The sequence below is a fragment of the Actinophytocola sediminis genome, from assembly GCF_054779715.1.
Genome location: NZ_BAAGXS010000019.1, coordinates 256,477 through 278,530, shown reverse-complemented (window position 1 = coordinate 278,530; position 22,054 = coordinate 256,477). Strand labels below are relative to the sequence as shown.

The window sequence follows — 22,054 nt, the reverse complement described above, 5'->3', positions numbered from 1 at the left end:
TTCACACTCCTCATTCTTTTATTGGACAGATACGAACAGTCATGGCCGAGGAGGGGCAGTGGCCAACGATCGGCGTCGACTACTGGAAGCGCGCCGGAGTGGCTGACCGTGCGGACGTTCGCATCGGCGACGCGCGGGAAACGCTCGCCGACCTCACCGACTGCGCACGATGGCCGACGGCATCACATCGCACGCAAGAAGCAGCCGCGTCAGGGCGCGGCCAGCCGGACGGCGGTGAGACGCGTAGTGGCCGAGGCGGGCCTCGGTTGCGGCGTGAGATGCATTCGCCGGGTCTCCCCGTCGTCGGCGTCCGGCAACGTGGAAAGGCATGCGCAGCGCTCCTCGCGGAATCCGGCGAACCGGTAGGCGATTTCCATGATCCTGTTTCGCGAAGTCGGCCGGAAGTCGGCGACCAGATGGCGGCCGGAGGCCGTCGCTTCGTCCATCAACCAGTTGAGGATGGTGGCGCCTGCCCCGAAGGAAACGACCCGACACGACGTGGCCAGTAGCTTCAGGTGCCACACCGCCGGCTCGCGACACAGGAGTACGACGCCGACCGCGCCGTGCGGGCCGAAGCGATCGCTCATCGTCACCGTGAGGACCTCGTGGTGTGGGTCGTCGAGCAGCGCACGCAGGTCGGAATCGGAGTAGTGGACACCGGTCGCGTTCATCTGACTCGTGCGCAGCGTCAACTCCGCCACACGCGACAGGTCCTCCGCGGTCGCCCGGTTGATGTCCATGACGAGCTCCAGCGAACGCAGGAACTCCTCCGACGGCCCGGTGAACGACTCCTGCTCGGCCTGGCGCCGCAGGTTCGCCCGGTACATCTGACGGCGACGGCGCGAGTCCACTGTCACCATCGCCGGAACGTACTCCGGCAGCGTCGGCAACTCCGCGATGCGCTCCGCGGAATAGCAACGCACCTGCGGGAGATGGAACATGACCTCCGCGTGTTCGGCCGGTTGGTCGTCGACGAAGGCGATCGTGTCATGGGCGAACCGCAACTGGTCGGCGATCTGTCTGATCGACTCCGACTTCGGCCCCCACCCGATTCTGGCGAGCACGAAGTACTCGGCCAGGCCGAGGGCCTCCAGGCGCTCCCAGGCGAGATCGTGGTCGTTCTTGCTGGCGACGGTCTGCAGGATTCCTCGGGAGTCGAGTTCCACGATGGTGTCGCGCACATGGTCGTCGAGGACCACCTCGCCGTCCTCGAGAAGGGTGCCCTTCCACACCGTGTTGTCCAGGTCCCAGACGACGCACTTGACGGTCGTGGTCGGATGGTTCACTGGTGCACCTTCCGGCTGACGGCGCCCGTGGTCGCCATGGCGTGCCGGGCGAGTTCGAGCTGGCATATCTCGCTACTACCTTCGATGATCTCCATCAGCTTCGAGTCCCGGTAGGCGCGGGCGACCACATGGCCGTCGGAGGCACCAGCCGAGGCCATCACCTGCATGGCGCACGTCGCCCCGTGCCTGGCCTGGATGGCGCCGACGTGCTTGGCCAGTACGGTCGCGACAACGAGCTCCGGCGAACCTGACTCCCAGCACTCGCTGGCGTGCCGGCACATCCTGGTCGCGATCTGCTCCGCGACGAAAAGCTCGGCGACCAACCGAGAGACCAACTGGTACTCCGCGATCGGCCTGCCGAACTGCTCCCGCGATCGCGCGTGTCCGGTCACCGCGCCGAGGCAGGCACGCAGAATGCCGACGCAGCCCCAGGCCACCGACATCCGGCCGTAGGCGAGGGCAGTCGTGACCAGGAACGACAGTGACTGTCCGGTTCCACCCAGGACGTTCGCGGCCGGCACTCGCACGCCGTCGAGCCGAACCTGGGCGTGTCCGGCCGCGCGGCATCCGAGCGGGTCCGGAACCTTCTCGATGTGGACGCCGGCGGTGTCGGTCGGCACGACGACCGCCGCCGCGTTGTCCCCGGTCCTGCCGATGACCACGATCAGGTCGGCATAGGCCGCCGCGGTGATCCACGTCTTGGCACCGTCGACGACGACCGTGTCGCCGTCGAAACGGATGTCGGTGCGCATCGCGCCGAGGTCGCTCCCCGCGTCAGGCTCGCTGAAGGCCACGGCCGCCACCTGGCCACCGATCAGCTCGGGCAGGAGCACGGCCCGCTGATCGCGGCTGCCGAGGCGCTGCACGGTCCATGCGGCCATGCCGTGTGAGGTCATCACGCTGCGCAGGGAACTGCACAGGCTCCCCGCGTAGGCGGTGAGTTCCCCGCTCCCCTGGCTTCTGGCACCGAGCCCGCCGTACTCCTTCGGCACCTCCGCGCACAGCACGCCCGCCGCGCCAAGCTCCCGCAGAACGTCGCGCGGGAGCTCACCGGCGAGGTCCCAGGCGCCGGCGTCGTCCCCGACGAGGCGCCTGAGGGTGGCACGCTCGGCGGCGAGCCCGTCAGACATCCCCGCTCGCGGCGGCCTCGACACGGAGCCGGTCGACGAGTGCCGCCATGCTCAGGACGGTTCGGAAGTTGACCAGCCGCAGGTCCGTCCCGCCGACCGTCACCGAGTACGTCGTCTCCAGGAACACGACCAGCTTCATCGCGAACATGGAGTTGGCGAGACCGGCGGCGAACAGATCCTGGCCCAGCTCGGGCCTGGTCCCGGTCTGGTCGGCCACGAAGCCGGCGATCTCGTCCTCGACGGTGTCCGTGCTGACTGGCGCCGACTCGGTCCGTTCGTCCTGGCTCATGAGGGCTCCTCTCGGTAGACGTGGAAACCACGGCCGCTCTTGCGGCCGAGTTCGCCGCGCCGGACCATGTCGAGGAGAAGTTCGGCGGGGCGACACCGGTCATCTCCGGTCCGGGTGTGCAACGCGGCCAAGGCGTCGACCAGGTTGTCGATGCCGATCAGATCCGCGGTGCGCAGCGGGCCCATCGGGTGACCAAGACAGCCCTGCATCAGGGTGTCCACCTCCTCGGCCGTTGCCGTGCCCTCGCTGACCACCCGCGCGGCGTCGTTGATCATCGGGTGCAGGAGCCGGCTCGTCACGAAACCCGGCGCGTCCCGTACCACCACCGCGCGTCGGGCGAGCCGGGCCAGCAACGACAGCACCGACTCGACAGTCCTGTCCGTGGTGCGTGGGCCACAGACAACCTCGACCATCGGGATCAGGTACGCGGGATTCATGAAGTGCGTACCAAGGAGCTCACCTGGTCGTCGCACCGACGCCGCGAGTTCGTCGATGGGTATCCCGGAGGTGTTGGAGATCACCGGGGTTCCTGGCTGGACCGTGGCCGAGATGCCGGTGAGCACCTCCGCCTTGCGCTCCGGCAGCTCGGTGACCGCCTCGATGACCGCGGTGGCCGGTGCGACGTCAGCCAACGAGAGGGTCGTGCTCAGCCCGGCTGGGGCGCACTCGGCCGGCAGCGCTCCCAGCAGCCGTGCGTGCCGCAGCCCGTTGGCGACGGCGGTGCGGGCGCGTTCCAGCTTGGCCTCGTCGACGTCCACCAACACGACGGGTACCCCGTGCCCGCAGACAAGCGTCGAGATCCCGGTACCCATGACACCCGCACCCACGACGGCGACGACCGCGTCGTCCATCACGTCTCCTCACCCATTGGCTCGTAGCGATCGGCGTCCGGCCCCACCCAGTAGCGACGCCGCTGGAACGGATAACCCGGCAGAGGTGTCCGCCGAGGTCGCGGTGTGCCGTGGAAGGCGTCCCAGTCGATCTCCACGTCGGCCTGCCACAATTCGCCGACGGTGCCGAGCAGATGGGCGAGATCGGAGCGGGACTCCTGACACGGTGGCAGCGAGGACAGCGCCACCGCCCGCTGCGCCTGCCCGTTCTGCGCCGAGGCGAGTGAGGTCAGCGTGTTGCCCGGCCCGACCTCGAGCAGGACCCGGCCCGGCTCGCTGAGCACTGTCCGCAGACCGTCGCCGAACCGAGTCGGCTCACTGTGGTGGCCTGCCAGGTGGACCGGGTCCGTGGCCTCCTCATGGCTGATCCAGGAACCAGTCGCCGCACAGATGTAGGGCACCCGCGGCGGCTTGCGCTCGTGGCGCGCCACGAGACCGGCGAGCGTGGAGTGGTCGGCGGACGGGACCGTCGCCCTGGTGACGGCGAGGTCGAGTGCGTGCTCCAGCTCGAGCACACCCGCCACGCAGGCCGCCACGTACTCGCCGTCGCCGTGGCCGATCATCGCCGTCGGCCGCACGCCCCAGGACTGCCACAGCTGGGCCAGCGCCCACTGTAGACAGAAGGCGGCCGCCGGCACAGCTCGCGGGTCGATGTCGGAACGACCCCTGTCGGATTCCTGCCAGGTCGACGGGAAGAGTCGCGCACGCAGGTCGTACCCGAGCCGGGGAGCCACCAGTTCCGCACAGCGGTCCACGTGCCGGGCGAAAGCTGGTTCGCGGTGGTAGGTCCGCGCCCCCGCGTCCGGGTGGTGCGCGGCACTGCCCGGGAACATGAAGACCACCTGCCGGGCGTCCGTCTCACCCGTGTCGTGAGTCTTGGCCGATGGGTCACTGAGGGCGGCGATCGCCTCGGTCCGATCGCGGCACACCAGGTACCGGCGGTGCGGGAACCGACGCCGACCGGCCTGCAGGGTGTAGGCCACGTCCGCCAGGTTCTGGTCGTCACGGCCCTTCAGGTGCGCGGCGAGGTTCGCGGCCGCGTCCGCCAGGGCCTTGCCCGTGCGCGCGGACAGGACGAGCAGTTGCCAGCCCCGCCGGTCGGCGGTGGTCGGCGCCGGCTCCGGCGCTTCCTGCAGCACCACATGGGCATTGGTGCCGCCGACCCCGAACGAGCTGACGCCGGCGCGCCGAGGCGCCGGACCCAGTGGCCAGGGACGGGCGGTGGTTGGCACGTAGAACGGTGTGCGGTCCAACCGCAGCGCCGGGTTGGCCGACTCGAAGTTGGCGCTCGGCGGGATCTCGCCGTGCTCAAGGGCCAGCACCGCCCGAACCAGGCCGGCCACACCGGCGGCGGCGTCCAGGTGGCCGATGTTGGCCTTGACCGAACCAAGCGCACAGAACCCGCGCCGTTCGGTGGCGAAGGCCTGGGTGAGCCCGGCCACCTCGATCGGGTCGCCGAACGGGGTGGCCGTACCGTGTGCCTCGACGTAGCCGATGGTCTCCGGCGCCACCGCCGCGACCGAATGGGCCGTGGAGATCACCTCGGCCTGCGCCTGAACGCTCGGGGCGTTGTACCCGAACTTCACCGAGCCGTCGTTGTTGACCGCCGTGCCCAGGATGAGGGCGCGAATGTCGTCGCCGTCCGCGAGTGCGTCGCTCAGTCTGCGCAACACCACGATCGCGACGCCGTACCCGGGAACGGTCCCGGCGGCGGCGGCATCGAACGGCCGGCAGTGGCCGTCCGGGGCGAACAGGCCGCCCTCGGGGACGACATAGCCGCCGACAAGAGGAACGGGCAGCGCCACCCCTCCCGCCAGCGCCATGTCGCACTCGTGGCTGAGCAGCGCCTGGCAGGCGAGATGGACGGCCACGAGCGAGGTGGAACAGGCCGTCTGCACGCTGATCGCCGGGCCTCGAAGGTCGCACAGGTACGCCGCCCGGGTGGCGAGGAAGTCCTTGTCGTTGTACGGGCGCGCGGAGAACACCAGCGAGGAGCGCCGGAAGTCCGTGTTCGCCAGGAGGTTCAGTGAGTAGTACTTGTTGGCGAAGCAGCCGGCGTACACACCGACCGCACCGTCGAACCGCGACGGGTCGTGACCGCTGTTCTCCAGCGCGTGCCAGGCGGACTCGACGAAGATCCGGTGCTGCGGATCGCTGATCTCCGCCTCCTTCGCGCTGTACCCGAAGAAGTCCGCGTCGAAGTGGTCCGCGTCCTCGATCACCGCTGAGGCCGGCACGAAGTCGGACTTGGTGATCATCTGGCGGGGCCACCCCGCGTCGACCAACTCGTCCACGCCGAACGACGTCACCGAATCGACACCGGCCAACTGGTTGCGCCAGAACTCCTCGATGGTGGCCGCCCCCGGGAGCCGTGCGGCGAGCCCGACAACGGCGATCGGCTCCACGCCGTCATCCGCACGATCGCCTTCGGTCACGTGGTCCTGCCCCCTCGCCTGGCGCCGCCGCGCGCCGCTTGGCGGCGGGCGACTCCCCTGGCGGTACCCACATCGGACTGTTCGCCCGGGATGCGATCGATGGCACCGGCGAGCGCCCGGACGGTCGGGTACCGGAACATGTCCACGAGCGACAGTCCGTGGCCGCCACGGTCGAGCAACCGTGCCCTGGCCTTCACCACGAGCAACGAGTTGCCGCCAAGCTCGAAGAAGCTGTCGTGCACACCCACCCGATCCACGCCGAGGACGTCCCGCCACACCTGGGCGACCACCTGCTCGGTCGTGCTCGTCGGCGGCGCGTAGGCCGGCGAGACGTCCGGTCGCGCACCCGACGAGTCGGGCAACGCGGCACGGTCGACTTTCCCGTTCGGGGTCAACGGCACGGCGTCGATGATCTGGATGGTGCTCGGCACCATGTAACCGGGCAGCCGCGTCGCGAGGAAGGCGCGCAGCTCGTGGCCGGGCGGTGACTGACCGGAGACCGGCACACAGTAGCCGGCGATCCGCTGGTCGGCGCCCGCACCTCGGACGACGGCGACCGCCGACTCGACGTTCGGGTGTTCGGCGAGCACGGACTCGATCTCACCGAACTCGATCCGGTGCCCGTGCAGCTTCACCTGGTCGTCGAACCGCCCGAGGAACTCCAGTTCGCCGCCTGACGTCCAGCGCGCCAGGTCACCCGTCCGATAGATCCGGGCGCCTGGCTCGGCGGAGAACGGATCGGGCTGGAAGCGCCGGCTGGTCAGTTCGGCGCGGTCACGGTAGCCCCTGGCCACACCGTGTCCGCCGAGCCACAGCTCACCGGGTACGCCGGTCGGGCACAGCTGTTCCCGCCGGTCGACCACGTAGGCCCGCACGTTCGCCAGTGGACGCCCGATGGACACCGGGCCTCCCGGCCGTACCTGGGACGAGGTCGCCCAGACCGCCGCTTCGGTCGGCCCGTACATGTTGTGTACCGTGCCCCCGACGACGCTGGTCAGCTCGCGAGCCAGGTCGGCCGGCAGTGCCTCGCCGCCGACGAGCAACCGCCGGAGCCGGTGCAGCTCCGCCCGCGTGTCCGGATCCGCGAGCAGCAGGCGGGCCATCGACGGCGTGCACTGCAGATGCGTCACCTCGTGCGTGCGCAGTTGCTCGGCCATCGGCTCCTCGGCCCGCTCGGCCGCGGCGAGCGCGGCCTTCCTGCGTTCCTCGGTGAGGTCGCGAACGGCCTCCAGGTTCGTCAACGCGGCGAGGACCGCCTCCTCGTCCACCCCGAAGTCGATCAGGCAGGCGACCTCGTCGACACCGACGGCCTTCATCCGGTCCACCATGTCGGCACAGACCTCCGGTGTGCCGAGCAGGCTGGCGGTGTCGAAGAACCGCTCGAAGGCACGATCGACCAGCTCCCGCAGCTCCGCTGGCGGCAGTGTGGCCAGGTCGGCCGCGCTTCCGGTGGCGTCGCCAAGAGAGGTGACCAGGTCGAAGGAGGACTCCAGGTACCTGCTCAACGGCTCCCGGACCAGCTCCCGCACCTGGTCGAGGTCCTGGCCGACGAACGTGTGGACCATGACCGCCACATGGCCGTCTCCCGGTCCGTGCCCGTGTTCGCGCCACGCCTTGCGGTACAACGCGATCTTGTCGGCCAGCTCGTCCAGGCTGTGGCCGAGCAGATGCGTGAGCACTCCGGCACCGGCCTCACCGGCCAGCTGGAAGGTCGAGGGGTGCCGGGCGCTGGTGAGCCACACCGGGAGCGCCGGCTGGACCGGCCGGGGGAAGACGCCGACCTCGATCTCGGCGCCGACGCCGTTGTGCCGCGACACCTTCTCGCCACCCCACAGGCGCCGCACCTCGTCGAGGCCGTCCATCATCAGCTGTTTGCGTTGCTCGTACCGCTGCGGCGCCAGCGCGAAGTCGTTCGCGTGCCAACCGGAGGCGAGGGAGATGCCGACCCGGCCGCCCGAGATGTTGTCCACGACGGACCATTCCTCGGCCACCCGCAACGGGTCGTGCAACGGCAACACCACGCTGCCGGCGCGGATCTGGATCCGCTCGGTGAGCCCGGCGACGGCCGCCGCGGTCACCGCGGGATTCGGGTACAACCCACCGAACTGGTGGAAGTGGCGCTCGGGCGTCCACACCGCCGTGAAGCCGTGCCGGTCGGCGAACCTCGCGCCATCGAGCAGCAGTCGATAGCGGTCGCCAGGACTGCTCTGCGAGTCGCTGCCGAAGTAGAACAGGCCGAAGTCGATCGGGCGGATGCGTGCCGCGTCGACCTCGGCCGCCCGCGCGAGGGCCGCCGACGCCGGCCGGGGCGGGCTACCGCGCAGCACGACCCGGTAGCCACGTGCCAGCGTCCACAGCAGCTCGACCACGGAGATGTCGAACGAGACACTCGTCACCGCGAGCCAGGTGCCCGGCTCGTCGGCACCGAGGACGCCGTCCATGCCCGCGACGAGGTTGACCACATTCCGGTGGGAGACCAGGACACCTTTCGGTCGCCCGGTTGACCCGGAGGTGTAGATCACGTACGCCAGGTTGTCGGCGGTGGCGGCCACGGGTGAGACCTCCGCTGCCTCGTCCGTGCCGGCCGGGTCGGCATCCTCGGCAAGCGCGTCCGGTACCACCACCTCGGCCGCACCCAGCCGTCGAGCCGTCGTGGCCGACCGGGAGTCCGCCACGATCACCCGCGCCCCGGCGTCACTGACCATGAACGACAGCCGGTCCGGTGGGTGGTCCGGATCGAGCGGCAGATACGCCGCCCCTGCCTTGAGAATCCCGAGCAGGGCCACCACCAGTTCCGCCGAGCGGCCGAGGTGGACCCCCACGGGTTCGTCCGGCCTCACACCCAGCTCGCGCAGGCGCCGGGCCACCCGGTCCGCGAGCCGGTCGAGCTCGCGATAGGTGAGCGTGGCGTCGGCGGCGACCACGGCGACAGCCTCGGGCGCCACGTCGGCCCGTTGCTCCACAAGCTGGTGTACGAGAACGTCAGCCAGCTCGGCCCGATCACCGGTGTGCCAGGCGGCCAGGGTGGTGAGTTCGTCCGCCGGCAGCACGTCCAGCTCGGCGATGGGACGGTCCGGTTCCTGTGCGGCGGCGTTCACCACGCTGACGTACCGTGCCGCGATCCGTTCGGCGGTCGCCGCCTCGAACAGATCCGTGCTGTACTCCAGCCGGCCGGTCACACCAGCGGGTGTGCGCGCCAGACTCAGGGTGAGATCGAATCGTGCCGTGCCGGCATCACCCAGCGCCTGCCGCACCTGACAACCGTCCAGCGCCAGCTCGGCGGTCTCCTCGTGCCGGTAGCTGAACAGCAACTGGAACAACGGGTTCTGGGTGAGGTCACGGTCGGGGTGCAACTGTTCGACGAGCTTCTCGAACGGCATGTCCTGGTGGGCGAGCGCTTCTCTGACCTCGGTCCACAGTCGGCGGGTGAGCTGGCGGAAGGTGGGGCCGGACCCGAGGTCGCAGCGGAGCACCAGGGTGTTGGTGAAGAACCCGATGAGCCCGGCCAGCTCGGGTCGTTCCCGACCGGAGACCGGGGTACCGACCACTACCTCGTCCTCGCCGATGTGGGCACGTAACAGCACCGCGAAGGCGGCGAGCAGGACACTGTAGAGCGTGCCGCCCTCCGCCATGGCCAGCTCGTCAAGTCGCTGGACCGACGCGGTCGGCAGCTCGAACCTGATCGCGGCGCCACGGTAGCTCTGCACTGGCGGGCGAGGATGATCGGTGGGCAGGTGGCGCGTCGGCAGATCGGCGAGCCTTTCCCTCCAGTACGCCAGCAGCCGGTCGAGCTCGGGCCCGGCCAGCGTGCTCACCTGCCATTCCGCGTAGTCGGCGTACTGCATGGGCAGCTCGGGCTCCCCGCTCATCTGACCGGAAAGGGCGGCCCGGTAGTTGGCCTCGAGCTCGGTCCCGATCACCCGTATCGACCCGGCGTCACAGGCGAGGTGGTGCACGGTGACCAGCAGCCGGTGCAGGTCATCTCCCAGCCGCAGCAGCACGGCCCGGATCATCGGTCCGACCGCCAGGTCGAACGGGGCAGCGGCCTCGTCGTCCGCGAGTTGCCCCACCTCGTCCACCGTGCGACCGGGTGCTGTCAGGTCGACCACGGGAAGCGTCACGGGAGCCGGCGGCAGGATCACCTGATAGGGCATGCCGTCCGAGGAGCGGAAGGCGGTTCGCAGGATCTCGTGGCGGCGGACCATGTCGGTCATCGCCCGTTCGAGCGCCGTGACGTCCAACCGGCCGGTGATGTCGTAACCGAGCGGGACGTTGTAGACCGCGCTCCCCGGCTGCAGCTGGTCAAGGAACCACAACCGCCGCTGCGCGTACGACAGCGGGTACTCGGACTCCTGCTCGGACCGGCGCCGCAGCAGGTCGGCGAGCAGCGCGCGCCGCTCCTCAGTCGCCTTACGTGTGTGCGTCAATCCTCCACCTCGGTTTCCTCCAGGTCGCGCAACAACAACTCGACCTCCTCGTCGCTGAGCCGGTCGAGGTCGGCCAGCAGTCGTTCGGCCCTCCGGCGACCGCTCGACCTGATCGGCCCGGGGCCTACTTCCTCTCCTACCGCCGCGTCGCTCACCGCGGTCGCCAGGCTCGCCACGGTGGGTCGCTTGAGGAACAGCGCGGTCGGTACCTGTACCCCGAACGCGTCGTTCACCCTGGCGACCAGTTGGGCCGCCAGCAACGAGTGGCCGCCGACGCGGAAGAAGTCGTCGTCGCGTCCCACTGACCGGCCGTGGAGCAACGTCGAAGCCAGCTGTGCGACACGCTGTTCGGTCGCCGAGCGCGGGCGTTGCGCCACGGCCGGTTGCCCGACCGGCGGGCGCGGCGCCAGGCCGGCCAGCGCGCCACGGTCCACCTTGCCGTGCTGGGTCAGCGGCAGCGCGGGCAGCACCACGACGTCACCCGGCACCATGTAGCCGGGTAGTCGGTCACGCAGGAACACGAGCAGTGCCTCGACGAAAGCGGCGTCAGCGCCTGTTCCCTGGCCGTCCTCACGGCACACATAGGCCACCAGCGACGGTTCCGCTCGCGGTGTGGGTGTGCGGGCGATGACCACGGCTTCCCGAACCTGTGGATGATCCCGCAGCGACGCCGCGACCTCTCCTGGCTCGATCCGGTGCCCCCGGATCTGCACCTGCTCGTCGGTACGGCCGAGGAACTCCAGTTGACCGTCCGGCCGCCAGCGCACCAGGTCGCCCGTGCGGTACATCCGCGCGCCGGGAAGACCGGAGAACGGGTCGGGGACGAAACACTCGGCCGTGAGTCCAGGGCGGTTCAGGTAACCGCGCGCCACCGCGACACCACCCAGGTACAGCTCGCCCCAGACCCCGATGGGGACCGGCTGCCGCTCGGCGTCCAGCACCTGGACGTCGACACCGCTGATGGGCGGGCCGATCGGCGGTCGCCGTCCGGACAGGTCGGGTGGGACCCGGCCCACCGTTGTCACCACCGTGTTCTCGGCCGGCCCGTAGTGGTCGAACAGCTGGAACGGCAACCCCGCCGGCGGTGGTCCCGGCAACGCGTCACCACCGGTCAGCAGCGAACGCAACGCGATGCCGGCCGGCCACGTCTCGGTCACCGCGACGGCGGCGACCGGGGTGGGCAGGAAGGCCACGGTGATCCGCTCGTCGTCGAGCCAGCGCACCAACTCGGTCGGCGCCGTCCGGACCTCCCTCGGGGGGATGCACAGGGTGGCGCCCGTCGCCAGGGTGGGCCAGATCTCCAACATCGAGGCGTCGAACCCGGGGCTCGCGAACAGTGTGGTCCGGTCCGCCGGGCCGAGGGCGTGTTCGGCCACGTGCCAGCCGATCAGGTTCGCCAGCCCCCGGTGCTCCACCGCGACCCCCTTTGGCCGGCCGGTGGAGCCCGAGGTGTACATGATGTAGGCGAGGCGCCGGAGGCCGGCCCGGTCTCGGGGTCCCCCGGCCGGCAGTGGCGGAGCAACGGTGGCATCGTCCAGTTCGAAGTCCAGCTCGAAGTCCAGCTCGAACACGGTGACCCCGGTGCCTGACGCCGGCAGCTGTGCCCGCAGCTGGGGTGTGGCAAGCACTTTCCGCACCCCAGCGTCGTGCAGCATGAAGGTGGTTCGCTCGGTCGGGTAACTCGGATCCACCGGGAGGAAGCACCCGCCCGCGATGAGCACGGCGAGTTCGCCGACCACCAGCGCGGCGGAGCGGTCGGCGCACACCGCCACCGGTTCCTCGGCGGCGATACCGGCCGCACGAAGCCTGTCGGCCAACCCGCCGGCGCGCCGCCACAGCTCCCCGTAGCTGAGCTGCCCGTCCGACCAGCGCACCGCCACGGCGTCCGGTCGCCTCCGCGCCTGCCGCGCGATCAGCTCGGTCACCGGCTCGGCGGCGGTCGCCTCGGGCCCGCGCGCCCAGCGCGCGAGCTGGTCCGCCTCCGTGTCCGGGAGCAGACGCAGCGCCCCCACCAGCGTGGCCGGTCTGGCCACCGCGTCGGCGAGCAGGGTCAGGTAGTGCGTGATCATGCGCGTCATGGTCGACTCGTCGAACAGGTCCGACGAGTGCTCCCAGACGATGGCGAGGTCGTCGTCCTCGGCGCTGGCGTCCCGGCCAAGACGCTGCTCGGCGCGCGGGATCACGATCACGTTGAGATCGGACTTGGCCGTGCGGTTCGAGCGTTCGGTGACCCGGCCGGTGAGCCCACCGAAGTCGATCTCGGGCACCGCGGAGTCGTGGAAGCTGAACATGACCTGGAACAGCGGGGTGCGCGACGGGTCGCGGGGCGGGTCGATCGCGTCGATGACCGCGTCCACCGGGGTGTCCGACCAGGCCAACGTCTCCGCGACGATCTGCCGCACCTGCTCGAGCAGGTCACCGAACCGCTGGTCGGCCGACACGTTCGTGCGCAGTACCAAGGTGTTGACGAGCATGCCGAGCAACGGCTGGAGCTCGGGGATGTTCCGGTTCGCCGCGCCGGTCGCGACGAGCATGTCCCGCTGCCCGGTGTAGCGGTACAGCAGCGCCGCGAAGCCGGCGTACATCGTGGAGAACAACGACACGTGGTGCTCCCGGCTGAAGGCGCGCAGCGCCCTGGCCAGCCCGGTCGGCACCAGGATGCGCGGTGCCCTGCCGCGGAAGGTCATCACCGGCGGCCGCGGCCGGTCGCTTGGCAGTTCCAGCGTGTCCGGCGCGCCGGACAGCCGGGCGGTCCAGTGGTCGACGTGGGCGCGCAGCACGTCGCCGCGCATCCAGTCCCGCTGCCAGTACGCGTAGTCCGCGTACTGGACGGCCAGTTCGGGCAACGGTGAGGGCTGCCCGGCGGCGAAGGCCGGGTAGAGGACACGCATCTCGGACAGGAACACCGACAGCGACCAGCCGTCGTGGACGAAGTGGTGCTCCACGTGCAGGAAGGTGTTCTGCTCGTTCCCGTGCCGCAACAGCACCCAGCGGGCCAGCGGTGGCCGGGTCAGGTCGAACGGCTCACGCAGGTGCTCGTCGACGACCTCGTCGGCGTCCTCGGCCGGGACGTCGAGCACCGTCAGCGACGCCGCGACCCCCGCCACCGGCTGCTGCCGGCCCACCCCGTCGACCGCGACGAAGGCGGTCCGCAGGATCTCGTGCCGGCGCACGATCTCGTCCAGCGCGGCACGCAGGGCCTCGACGTCCACCCGGCCCCGCAACGACACCGTGGCCTGGAAGTTGTAGGCCAGGTTGCCCGGCGAGACCTGCTCGAAGAACCAGACCCGTTCCTGCGGAAGGGACAACGGGACGGGCCGGTCCAGCTCGACCCGGCGCAGCGGCGGCGGGACCGGCGCGGCGACAGGTTCGTGGCCGTTGCCGCCGGCCGCCGAGGAGCGCTGGTCGACGATCGACGCGAGGCCTGCCACGGTGCGGGCGTTGAACAGCTCGGGCACGTTCACCGCGACGTTCAGCTCCGCCGCGACCTCGGCCGCCAGCCGCGTGACGAGCAACGAGTTCCCGCCCAGCGCGAAGAAGTCGTCGTGCGCGCCGACCTCCGCGGCGCCGAGCAGCCTGGCCACGATCCCGGCCACCGCCGTCTCGGTCGGGGTGCGCGGCGGCGCGGCGATGTCGGCGAGGCCGGCCGCCGCCCGGTCGGGGGTGGGCAGCGCGCGGCGGTCGACCTTGCCGTTGGGCGTCAGCGGCAGCTCGGGCAGAGCCACGATCGCCGCCGGCACCATGTAGTGGGGCAACCGGTCCGCGACGTACCCGGTCAGCTCGGCCGGCGTGCTGCTCGTGACCACGTAGGCGACCAGGCGTGCGTCCGGGCGACCGGACCGTTCGGCACCGACATGGGCGTCCCGGACCTCCGGGTGCGTCTTGAGCACGGTGGCGACCTCGCCTGGCTCGATCCGGAACCCCCGGATCTTGACCTGGTCGTCGTACCGGCCGATGTACTCGAAGACCCCGCCCGGCCGGCGGCGGACCTTGTCCCCGGTCCGGTACATCCGTTGCCCTGGGACGTTGATGTCCGGCACGAACGACGTCGCCGTGCCCACCGGGTCGTTCAGGTACCCGCGCGCCACGCACTCGCCGGCGAGGCACATCTCGCCCTCTTCGCCGTCGGGCACCGGGTCGAGGCCGTCGAGCACGTAACAGCGCACGCCGTCGACCGGCACGCCGATCGGCGGCGGCAGCGGTCCGCCCGGCACCACCTCGCATGCGGTCACCTTCACCGTGGCCTCGGTCGGCCCGTAGAGGTTGATCACCGTGAAGGGCAACCCCTCCGGCACCTCGCGCCGCATCGCCGAGCCACCGGTGTGCAGGAACCGGAGCACGGTGTGCGCCGGCCAGTCCTCGTCGAGGATGGCCTCGGCCAGCGGCGTCGGCAGGAAGGTCACGGTGATCTGCTCGTCGGCCAGCCAGACGGCGAGGTCGGGGGGCGAGCCGCGCACCTCGGCCGGCGGCACCACCAGCGTGGCGCCGGCGGTCAGGGTGAACCAGATGTCCTGGACGGACGCGTCGAATCCGGGACTGGACACCAGGGACGACCGGTCCTCTGGCCGCGTCCGGTAGGTCCTGTTGTGCCAGTGCATCAGGTTGGCCAGACTCGCGTGGCTCACCGCGACGCCCTTGGGCAGGCCGGTGGAACCCGACGTGTAGATCACGTAGGCCAGTGCGGCGCCGTGCGGCCGGGGCGGTGTCAGGATCGTCGTGTCCGGTGGTTCCCCGGTCAGATCCACCTCCAGGACGTCCTCGCCCAGCGGTGCGCCGGCGGACACCAGCGGCTCGGTGCTGAGGACCGCGTCGGCGCCGGAGAGCGCCAGCAGTTGCCGGATGCGCGCGGCCGGCTGGGCCGGGTCCAGCGGCAGGTAGGCCGCGCCCGCCAGCAGGGCGGCCAGTTCGCCGACCACCAACTCCGCCGACCGGTTGGCGTAGACGGCCACGACGCTGTCCTGGCGCACGCCACGTTCGGTGAGCCTGGTCGCGAGACCGGACGCGTGTGCGGCCAGACCGCGGTAGGTCAGCCGCAGGTCGCCGTCCTGCACCGCGACCGACTCCGGTGCCTCAGCAACCCGAGCGAAGAATTCCTCGAGCACCATCCCGCAGGTTTCCTTAATGTGAGAGTGGTTCGGAAATCCGGATCGCACTACGCCTGGCGCAGGCTCAGTGGTCGCATGTCCGTCCAGACCTCGGCGACATGGGCGAGGCATTCCGCCTGGGACCCGCTGACGCCGTCGCCGCGCCAGCCGGAAGGCAGATCTCGATCGGCGGGCCAGATCGAGTACTGCTCCTCATCGTTGAGTACGACCACAAAGACCCGACTGTCGTCGCCCATGTCTTTATTCCTCCGATTCAGCGGGATTCGGGGGTTCGCTGCCACTTCGGTGGCATTGCGCTGACCACAGTGAACCGAGGATTACACGGCGATGTCAATGTCGGGTATTCACCCGACAATAAAGAGTCGCCCGGGGTGATAGTGTGCCCGACCCGCAAATTATCCAACCCCGGGTCAACGAATCTCACGGTAGGTTTTTCGCCAATGTCGGGCGAACGAGCTCAGCATTTGAAACAAAAAGGGTTCCGTGGTTGACAACGTTCCCGGAATGCGCCAAGGCTTTACGCATGAGCGCGAGGACAAGCCTGTTCGCCGACCGAGACTTCCGGCTGCTGTTCAGCGCCGACACGGCCAGCAAGATCGGTGCCCAGGTCACGATGCTCGCGCTGCCGCTCATCGCGGCCGTGGCACTCCAGGCGACGCCACTGCAGGTGGGGCTGCTGACCTCGGCTCAGATGGCGGCATTTCTCCTGATCGGACTGCCGGTCGGCGCCTGGGTGGACCGCGCCCGGCGACGGCAGGTGCTGATCGTCGCCGACCTTGGCCGGTTCGTCCTGCTCGCGTCGATCCCGGTGGCCTGGTGGCTTGACGTGCTCGGCCTGGTCCAGCTGTACCTGGTCGCGCTGCTGACCGGTGCGCTGACCGTGTTCTTCGATGTGGCCCACCAGAGCTACCTGCCGCACCTGGTTGGCCGCGACCGGTTGGTGGAGGGCAATTCCAGGGTCACGGCCGTGGACTCGACGGCACGGGCAGGCGGCCCAGCCCTGGCCGGTTACCTGATCCAGTTCCTGACCGCCCCCGTGGCGATCGTCGTCGACGCACTGAGCTACCTGTTCTCGGCGTGGTGCGTACTGGCCATACGCCGGCGGGAGCCAAAGCCCGAGCACGCACCCAGTCGCCACCTGGGCCGGGAGGTCGTCGAGGGTGTCCGATACGTGTTCGGGCACCCGCTCCTGCGGCCGATCGCGGTCGCGACGGCCACGTTCAACCTCTTCGCCAACGTGCGCAACCCGATGCTGATCGTGCTGCTGGCCGGACAGCTCGACCTGCCGGCGGGCATGATCGGACTGGTGATGTCCTTCCTGGGCATCGGCGGACTGCTTGGCGCGATGACGGCCGGCCGGATCGCCGCCCGGCTGGGCCCAGGACGGTCGATCTGGATCCCCATGGTCGCCGCCGCACCGTTCGCGTTCCTGGTGCCGCTGGTGGAGCCGGGGTGGCAGCTGTGGTCGGGCGCCCTGTCACTGGGACTGTCCGGGATCGCCATCGCCTGGTACAACATCACCCAGGTCAGCCTGCGGCAACGGGTCACCCCGGAGCGACTGCTCGGACGGATGAACGCGACGATGCGGTTCCTCGTGTGGGGCACCCTCCCGATCGGCGCTCTGCTGGGTGGGCTGATCGGGGAACTCGCGACGCCGCGCACCGCGCTGTGGGTAGCCGCCTTCGGGCTCGCGCTGTCCTGGCTGCCGGTCTTCGCCTCGCCGATACGCGCACTACGGGAACTACCTCCGGCGGTGGCCTCGACCGAATCGCCGCCGGAGGACAAGCGGACAGAAGCCACCAACTGACCCGCTCCCGCCCTCGAAAAGGATGGAACATGGAACGCCATCCGCGACTGAACGGACTGATAACGACAGCCGCAGTGTGAGATCTTGGACCGATTGAACTCGGGGCCTTCTTCGCCCAGGAGTATCGGTAAGCGCGAAATTCGCGTTTACCGACGGCGAGAAGGACAACTTCCCGATCAGCAAGATGTGTGCCTGGCTGGGCGTGTCGACCTCGGGCTACTACGAGTGGCGCGGCGATCTTCGACACCAAAGCAGCTCCTGCCACCGCCACGTTGCCCACGCGGTCCTGGACTGCCGCGAACGTGGACGCCACACGTGAGGGCACGGTCTTCGACTGGGAGTCCATTGCTGTCTTCGCGGCCTGGGCGTTGCCGACCACCGCTGGGACCAGCACCAGCTGCTTCTCACCCGTGGACCCAGTGAGCGTCCATCCGACGACCGCACTCGTCGCTTGCAGGAGGCCTGCCAGCACATACGTGCGGGGCTCTCTGTCGACGGTCGGTCGGGCCGCGCGGATAGCTTGGACGGCGACGATCTTCTGGGAGATCACCCAGTCCGGTGCCCGGTCGTCGGGTGGCTGGGTGCGGGACTCGGCGTGGTCGCGTTGGGTGTGGTCGCGGTGAACCGCTCGAGTGCCGTCCGGGCCGCGAGCCGGCCAACGTGACGGAAGGACATCTCGTTGGAGTCGACCGGGTGGAGCACCATCCGTCGCAGGATCACCTTGACGCGCACGTCGAGGTCCGGCCGCGTGCCCAACTCCTCGGTGATGCCCTGCGCCAGCGCTTCGACGTAACTGAACACGGACTGGTAGTCCCAGTCGTGTTCGTAGAACTCGAGGCGCACGTCGCTCGGGATGGCCAGCTCGAAGCCGTAGGCTTTCGGCTCGAAGTCGACGGTCGCGATCGCGAACGCGCCGCAGGCGGACTGCCGGACGTACCGGACTTCGACATCGCGGATCGGCTGCGACAGGAAGACCTGTTGTGTCACATCGACACTGTACAGGGTGGTCTCCTCGTCACCATCGATGTCCATCCGTCCGGGCGCCAGGACGGATGTATCAGGCGGCCTCAGGACCGCTGGCTGCGCTTATCATCACCCCGTGACCGACTTGGCCGACCCGGTGACCTCTCAGGAGTGGATCACCGACGCGGATGAGACGCCCCGACCGCAGGCACTGCTGCTCACGTTCTTCGGCGGGCACGTTCTCGACCGCGGGATCCAGGTCGCCACCGCCAGCGTGCTCGACGTCCTGCGCAGAGTCGGCGTCTCCGAGCAGGCGACCCGCATGACACTGAGCCGGATGGCACGCAGCGGACTGCTCCACCGGACCCGCCGCGGCCGCAACGTCTACGTGGGACTCACCGAACGGTCACGCACGATCCTCCACGACGGCAGGACCCGCATCCAGGGCGCCGTCAACCGGGAGTGGGACGGCACGTGGACCCTCCTGGGGTTCTCGATGCCCGAATCCTGGGGACGCCAACGGCACGCACTGCGCTCCCGACTGCTGTGGGCCGGGTTCGGCAGCCTGCAGAGCGGGCTGTGGATCACTCCGTCCACCGTCGACGTCGCGCCGCTACTCGACGGCCTCGACGTCGACGCCCACGTGAAGGTGTTCCAGGCGCGCACGCTGCCGCCCACCGAGATCACCGACATCGTCCACGACGCCTGGGACCTCGACCAACTCGGCGACCGCTACCACGCGTTCCTCGCCCGCTGGAGCGACCCGGCGCGCGCGGATACGCCTGACAGCCTGGCCCGCCACCTGCTGTTGGAGTCGGACTGGCTGCACACCATCCGCGACGACCCACGATTACCCCGCCAGCACCTGCCCGCCGACTGGCCAGCTGAACCCGCGCAAGAACTGTTCCATACCCTCGGCACCACCCTCGAACCCGAGGCGCACGCGATCGTGGCCGAAGTCCTCGACACCATCCCGGTCGCCCAGGCGGGCTGAACGCGTCACCAGACTGGTCAACGTCTGTGCTCGATACCGGCACGAACGATCAGACGGTCGTGCAGCAGTACGGTCACGGCGGAGCCGATCACCAGGCCGGCGCCGACGACCAGGCCGACCCGCACGCCGCCGGGGCTGTCGGACAGCGCGCCGGCCAGCAACGGGCCGACGCACTGCCCCAAGGCGAACGAACTGGCGATTATCACGATCCCGTCGGTCCATTGCTCGGGTGGCAACGCACGGCGAACGGCGGCGGTGGTCGCGGTCACGACCGTGAGGAACGTGCCGCCGAACAGCACGGCCGACACCGCCGCCGCGACCGGGCCCGAGTCGAACACCGGCAGGATCGCGCCAACGACAAGCGGAGCTTCGACAACGGCGATCGCCAGGCCGGCCGGCAAGGCGCCGAGCATCCGCCCCCACACGAAGCCCCCGGCCACCGCCGCGATCCCGAGTACGATCCAGAACACCGTGACATCCGTGCTGCCGGCGCCGGCGGCCGCGAGTGCGGCGACGACGAACGTCATGTACACGATGTAGCCGGCGCCGAACAGTCCGTAGGACAGCAACAGTGCCGACAACGGTCCCAGACGAGGACGTTGACGCGCCTTGCTGTGCTCGCTCCTCGGCGTTTCCGGGACCGCGGCCGCTGCCGGTGCCGCACCGGCCAGAGCCAGCAACGACAACACGCCCAACGCTATCCACGCCCAACGCCAGCCTCCCGCGGCGAGCACGGCGGGAACCGCGAGCCCGGACAACACGATGCCCACGCCGCCGCCCGAGAAGTACACGACGAACAGCAGGGTGGCCCGTCGCGGGGACAAGTCCCGTCCCGCCTGCGCGACCAGTGCGGCACCCAGCACGAAACACACCGCACCACTGGCGCCCGCCAGTAACCGAAAGCACAGCAGCACAACGACATTGCCGCTGATCGCGGAACACAGGAGTGCCAGTCCGGTCACCGCCAAGGTGTACAGGAACGTCCGTCGTTCACCCCACCACCGCGCGGCGGCTCCGGCCAGGAGCGTGCCGGCCAGATAGCCGAACGCGTTCGCCGTGTTCAACGCCCCGGCCGTGGCGAATGACCAGGACAAGTCCGACCGCATCGTCGGCAGCACCAATGCATAGGCGAATCGCGCCATCCCCAAGGCCACCGCGGATGTGAGCATCAGGCCCAGCGTCGCGGCAAGAGGATGCGCACCAACCAGAGCAGGACGGGAGCGCCAGCGAGGCCACATCAGCTCCCCGGAACCCGCTGTACGAGGTAGTAGCCATTTCCTTCTGGATCACGGAACGCGACCAGACGCAGTCCCCATGCCGCCATGGTCGTCGGCTCACCATCGAACTCGACTCCCCGGTCGCGGAGCACCGCATAGGTCTCGTCGACATCGTCGACGGCGAAACTGATGTGGTCCAGGCCGCATGGGTTCGCGACGAGGTCAGATCCACGGTTCGACCTGGGAATGGAGGATGTGGTCTGAAAGACGTACAGATACTGGGCACCGATGTTGACTTGCGCGGACGGAGGCTCTCCCCCGAGGTCAACGTCGACGGACAACTCCAACGTGTCCTGGAAGAAGGTAGCGATCTTGGCGACGTCCCGAACGGCAACGCCAATGTTGTCTATGCGCTGTAATCCCACCAGACCTCCTTGAGCAAGGGTGCTCCTGAGTGCTACGACACCGGACTGTTCTCATTGCTTGGCGTATCGCCGGACGGCTCTGGTGATGTGCTCGAGCAGCTCGACTCGACCGGAGTTGATGAAGAAATGGTTACCGGGCATCATGTGCAACTGGAAGCCGCCACTGGTGAGCTCCGCCCAGGCTTCGAGCTCCGCACGTTCGACATGCGAGTCGTGCAGCCCACCGAACACGGTGACCGGGCAGTCCAGCGTCGTCGATGGATGATATTCATAGGTATCGTTGAGTTGGATATCGGCGCGTAACCCGGTCATGGCGATGCGCATGGCGGCGCGGTTGGCGAGCAGGTGGTCGGGTACGCCACCGAACTGCCTCAGCCACTCTATGAGGTCATCATCAGGCAGGGTATGGACAAGAGGCCTCTCGAGCACCAGATGCGGGGCACGACGCGCGGACACCAGCAGATGCTCAGGGGCACGCTGCCCGTTGGTCCTCATCCACCGCGCGAGCTCGAACGCGACGAGTGCGCCCATACTGTGTCCGAACAGGACAAAGGGCTTTTGGCAGTAGTCGACGGTCACTTCGGCCAGGTCCGGCACGAGGTCGCCGATCTGCTGGTATGGCCGCTGAAGCAACCGCGCCTCCCGCCCCGGCAGCCGCACCGCACATACCTCCACCTCGTCGGGCAGGTGGCCGGCCCAACCGGCGAAGGTTGAAGCGCCCCCGCCAGCATAGTGGAAACACAGCAGACGCAACCGGGCATCTGGATTCGGCCGCTGGCAGACCAGCCAGTCGCCACTCAACGCCGGCCATCCAGGACTCGACCGGCGCCGCCGATCTGTCGCATCAACGCGGCTATGACGCTGACACTCAGCTGCTCGATCTCCAAGTCCTCATCGGCCGGTTGCACGCCCGTCGCACGCTCGATCAACGACGCGAGCTGCACAATCAACAGCGAGTCAACCAGACCAGCAGCACGGAGGTCATCGTCATCGTCGATCTGCTCATCAGGAAAGGTCTCCGCGAGGAAAGCGCGGATCACGGGTTTGTAGTCTTCTGCCATCGTCATTCTCCTTGACACGGTTCCG

The 22,054-nt window shown here is 69.3% G+C and carries 15 protein-coding genes; 2 read left to right on the top strand and 13 right to left on the bottom strand.

The genetic code is table 11. The annotated features are described in order from the left end of the window. Positions 1 to 209: 209 nt before the first annotated feature. The 8 genes from ACYVIP_RS12960 to ACYVIP_RS12925 are packed head-to-tail and all read right to left on the bottom strand — an operon-like array spanning position 210 to position 15,798. Positions 210 to 1,286, bottom strand: coding sequence for an HAD-IIIC family phosphatase (locus ACYVIP_RS12960; protein ID WP_460395646.1), 1,077 nt, complete (start codon positions 1,284 to 1,286; stop codon positions 210 to 212). Continuing rightward, positions 1,283 to 2,416 carry an acyl-CoA dehydrogenase family protein gene (locus ACYVIP_RS12955; protein ID WP_460395644.1) on the bottom strand — a complete coding sequence of 378 codons (1,134 nt, stop codon included), beginning with the start codon at positions 2,414 to 2,416 and terminating at the stop codon, positions 1,283 to 1,285. The genes ACYVIP_RS12960 and ACYVIP_RS12955 overlap by 4 nt, the downstream gene beginning before the upstream one ends. Beyond that, entirely contained in the window at positions 2,409 to 2,705 is a 297-nt protein-coding gene (locus ACYVIP_RS12950; RefSeq protein ID WP_460395642.1) for an acyl carrier protein, read from the bottom strand. The genes ACYVIP_RS12955 and ACYVIP_RS12950 overlap by 8 nt, the downstream gene beginning before the upstream one ends. Continuing rightward, positions 2,702 to 3,556 carry a 3-hydroxyacyl-CoA dehydrogenase family protein gene (locus ACYVIP_RS12945; RefSeq protein WP_460395640.1) on the bottom strand — a complete coding sequence of 285 codons (855 nt, stop codon included), beginning with the start codon at positions 3,554 to 3,556 and terminating at the stop codon, positions 2,702 to 2,704. The genes ACYVIP_RS12950 and ACYVIP_RS12945 overlap by 4 nt, the downstream gene beginning before the upstream one ends. Then, complete coding sequence (locus ACYVIP_RS12940) at positions 3,556 to 6,030, bottom strand: type I polyketide synthase (RefSeq protein ID WP_460395638.1); 2,475 nt, start codon at positions 6,028 to 6,030, stop codon at positions 3,556 to 3,558. The genes ACYVIP_RS12945 and ACYVIP_RS12940 overlap by 1 nt, the downstream gene beginning before the upstream one ends. Then, complete coding sequence (locus ACYVIP_RS12935; RefSeq protein WP_460395636.1) at positions 6,027 to 10,457, bottom strand: MupA/Atu3671 family FMN-dependent luciferase-like monooxygenase; 4,431 nt, start codon at positions 10,455 to 10,457, stop codon at positions 6,027 to 6,029. Before ACYVIP_RS12935 ends, ACYVIP_RS12940 begins: the two co-directional genes overlap by 4 nt. After that, positions 10,454 to 15,562, bottom strand: a complete 5,109-nt coding sequence (locus ACYVIP_RS12930) for an amino acid adenylation domain-containing protein (protein ID WP_460395634.1) — start codon at positions 15,560 to 15,562, stop codon at positions 10,454 to 10,456. Before ACYVIP_RS12930 ends, ACYVIP_RS12935 begins: the two co-directional genes overlap by 4 nt. A 47-nt stretch (positions 15,563 to 15,609) precedes the next feature. Then, the gene (locus ACYVIP_RS12925; RefSeq protein ID WP_460395632.1) at positions 15,610 to 15,798 is read right to left on the bottom strand and encodes an MbtH family protein; all 189 of its coding nucleotides are present in this window, start codon (positions 15,796 to 15,798) and stop codon (positions 15,610 to 15,612) included. A gap of 287 nt (positions 15,799 to 16,085) precedes the next feature. On the opposite strand from ACYVIP_RS12925, the gene ACYVIP_RS12920 reads away from it, so the two are divergent. Beyond that, positions 16,086 to 17,369, top strand: a complete 1,284-nt coding sequence (locus ACYVIP_RS12920; RefSeq protein ID WP_460395630.1) for an MFS transporter — start codon at positions 16,086 to 16,088, stop codon at positions 17,367 to 17,369. Positions 17,370 to 17,915: 546 nt separating this feature from the next. Here ACYVIP_RS12920 and ACYVIP_RS12915 read toward each other — a convergent pair. Next, positions 17,916 to 18,356, bottom strand: coding sequence for a hypothetical protein (locus ACYVIP_RS12915; RefSeq protein ID WP_460395628.1), 441 nt, complete (start codon positions 18,354 to 18,356; stop codon positions 17,916 to 17,918). A gap of 112 nt (positions 18,357 to 18,468) precedes the next feature. Between ACYVIP_RS12915 and ACYVIP_RS12910 the strand changes: the two genes are divergently transcribed. After that, a complete protein-coding gene (locus tag ACYVIP_RS12910) occupies positions 18,469 to 19,326 on the top strand; it encodes a PaaX family transcriptional regulator (protein ID WP_460395626.1) in 858 nt (285 codons plus the stop codon). A 17-nt stretch (positions 19,327 to 19,343) separates the two neighbouring features. On the opposite strand, the gene ACYVIP_RS12905 is transcribed toward ACYVIP_RS12910, so the two are convergent. The 4 genes from ACYVIP_RS12905 to ACYVIP_RS12890 form a co-directional block, all read right to left on the bottom strand. Continuing rightward, the gene (locus ACYVIP_RS12905; protein ID WP_460395624.1) at positions 19,344 to 20,495 is read right to left on the bottom strand and encodes a YbfB/YjiJ family MFS transporter; all 1,152 of its coding nucleotides are present in this window, start codon (positions 20,493 to 20,495) and stop codon (positions 19,344 to 19,346) included. Positions 20,496 to 20,563: 68 nt separating this feature from the next. Continuing rightward, positions 20,564 to 20,968, bottom strand: a complete 405-nt coding sequence (locus tag ACYVIP_RS12900) for a VOC family protein (protein ID WP_460395622.1) — start codon at positions 20,966 to 20,968, stop codon at positions 20,564 to 20,566. Positions 20,969 to 21,019: 51 nt separating this feature from the next. Further along, positions 21,020 to 21,769, bottom strand: coding sequence for a thioesterase II family protein (locus ACYVIP_RS12895; protein ID WP_460395620.1), 750 nt, complete (start codon positions 21,767 to 21,769; stop codon positions 21,020 to 21,022). Further along, positions 21,766 to 22,029 (bottom strand): phosphopantetheine-binding protein, encoded by a 264-nt coding sequence (locus tag ACYVIP_RS12890; protein WP_460395618.1) that lies wholly within the window; start codon positions 22,027 to 22,029, stop codon positions 21,766 to 21,768. Before ACYVIP_RS12890 ends, ACYVIP_RS12895 begins: the two co-directional genes overlap by 4 nt. Positions 22,030 to 22,054: the final 25 nt, after the last annotated feature.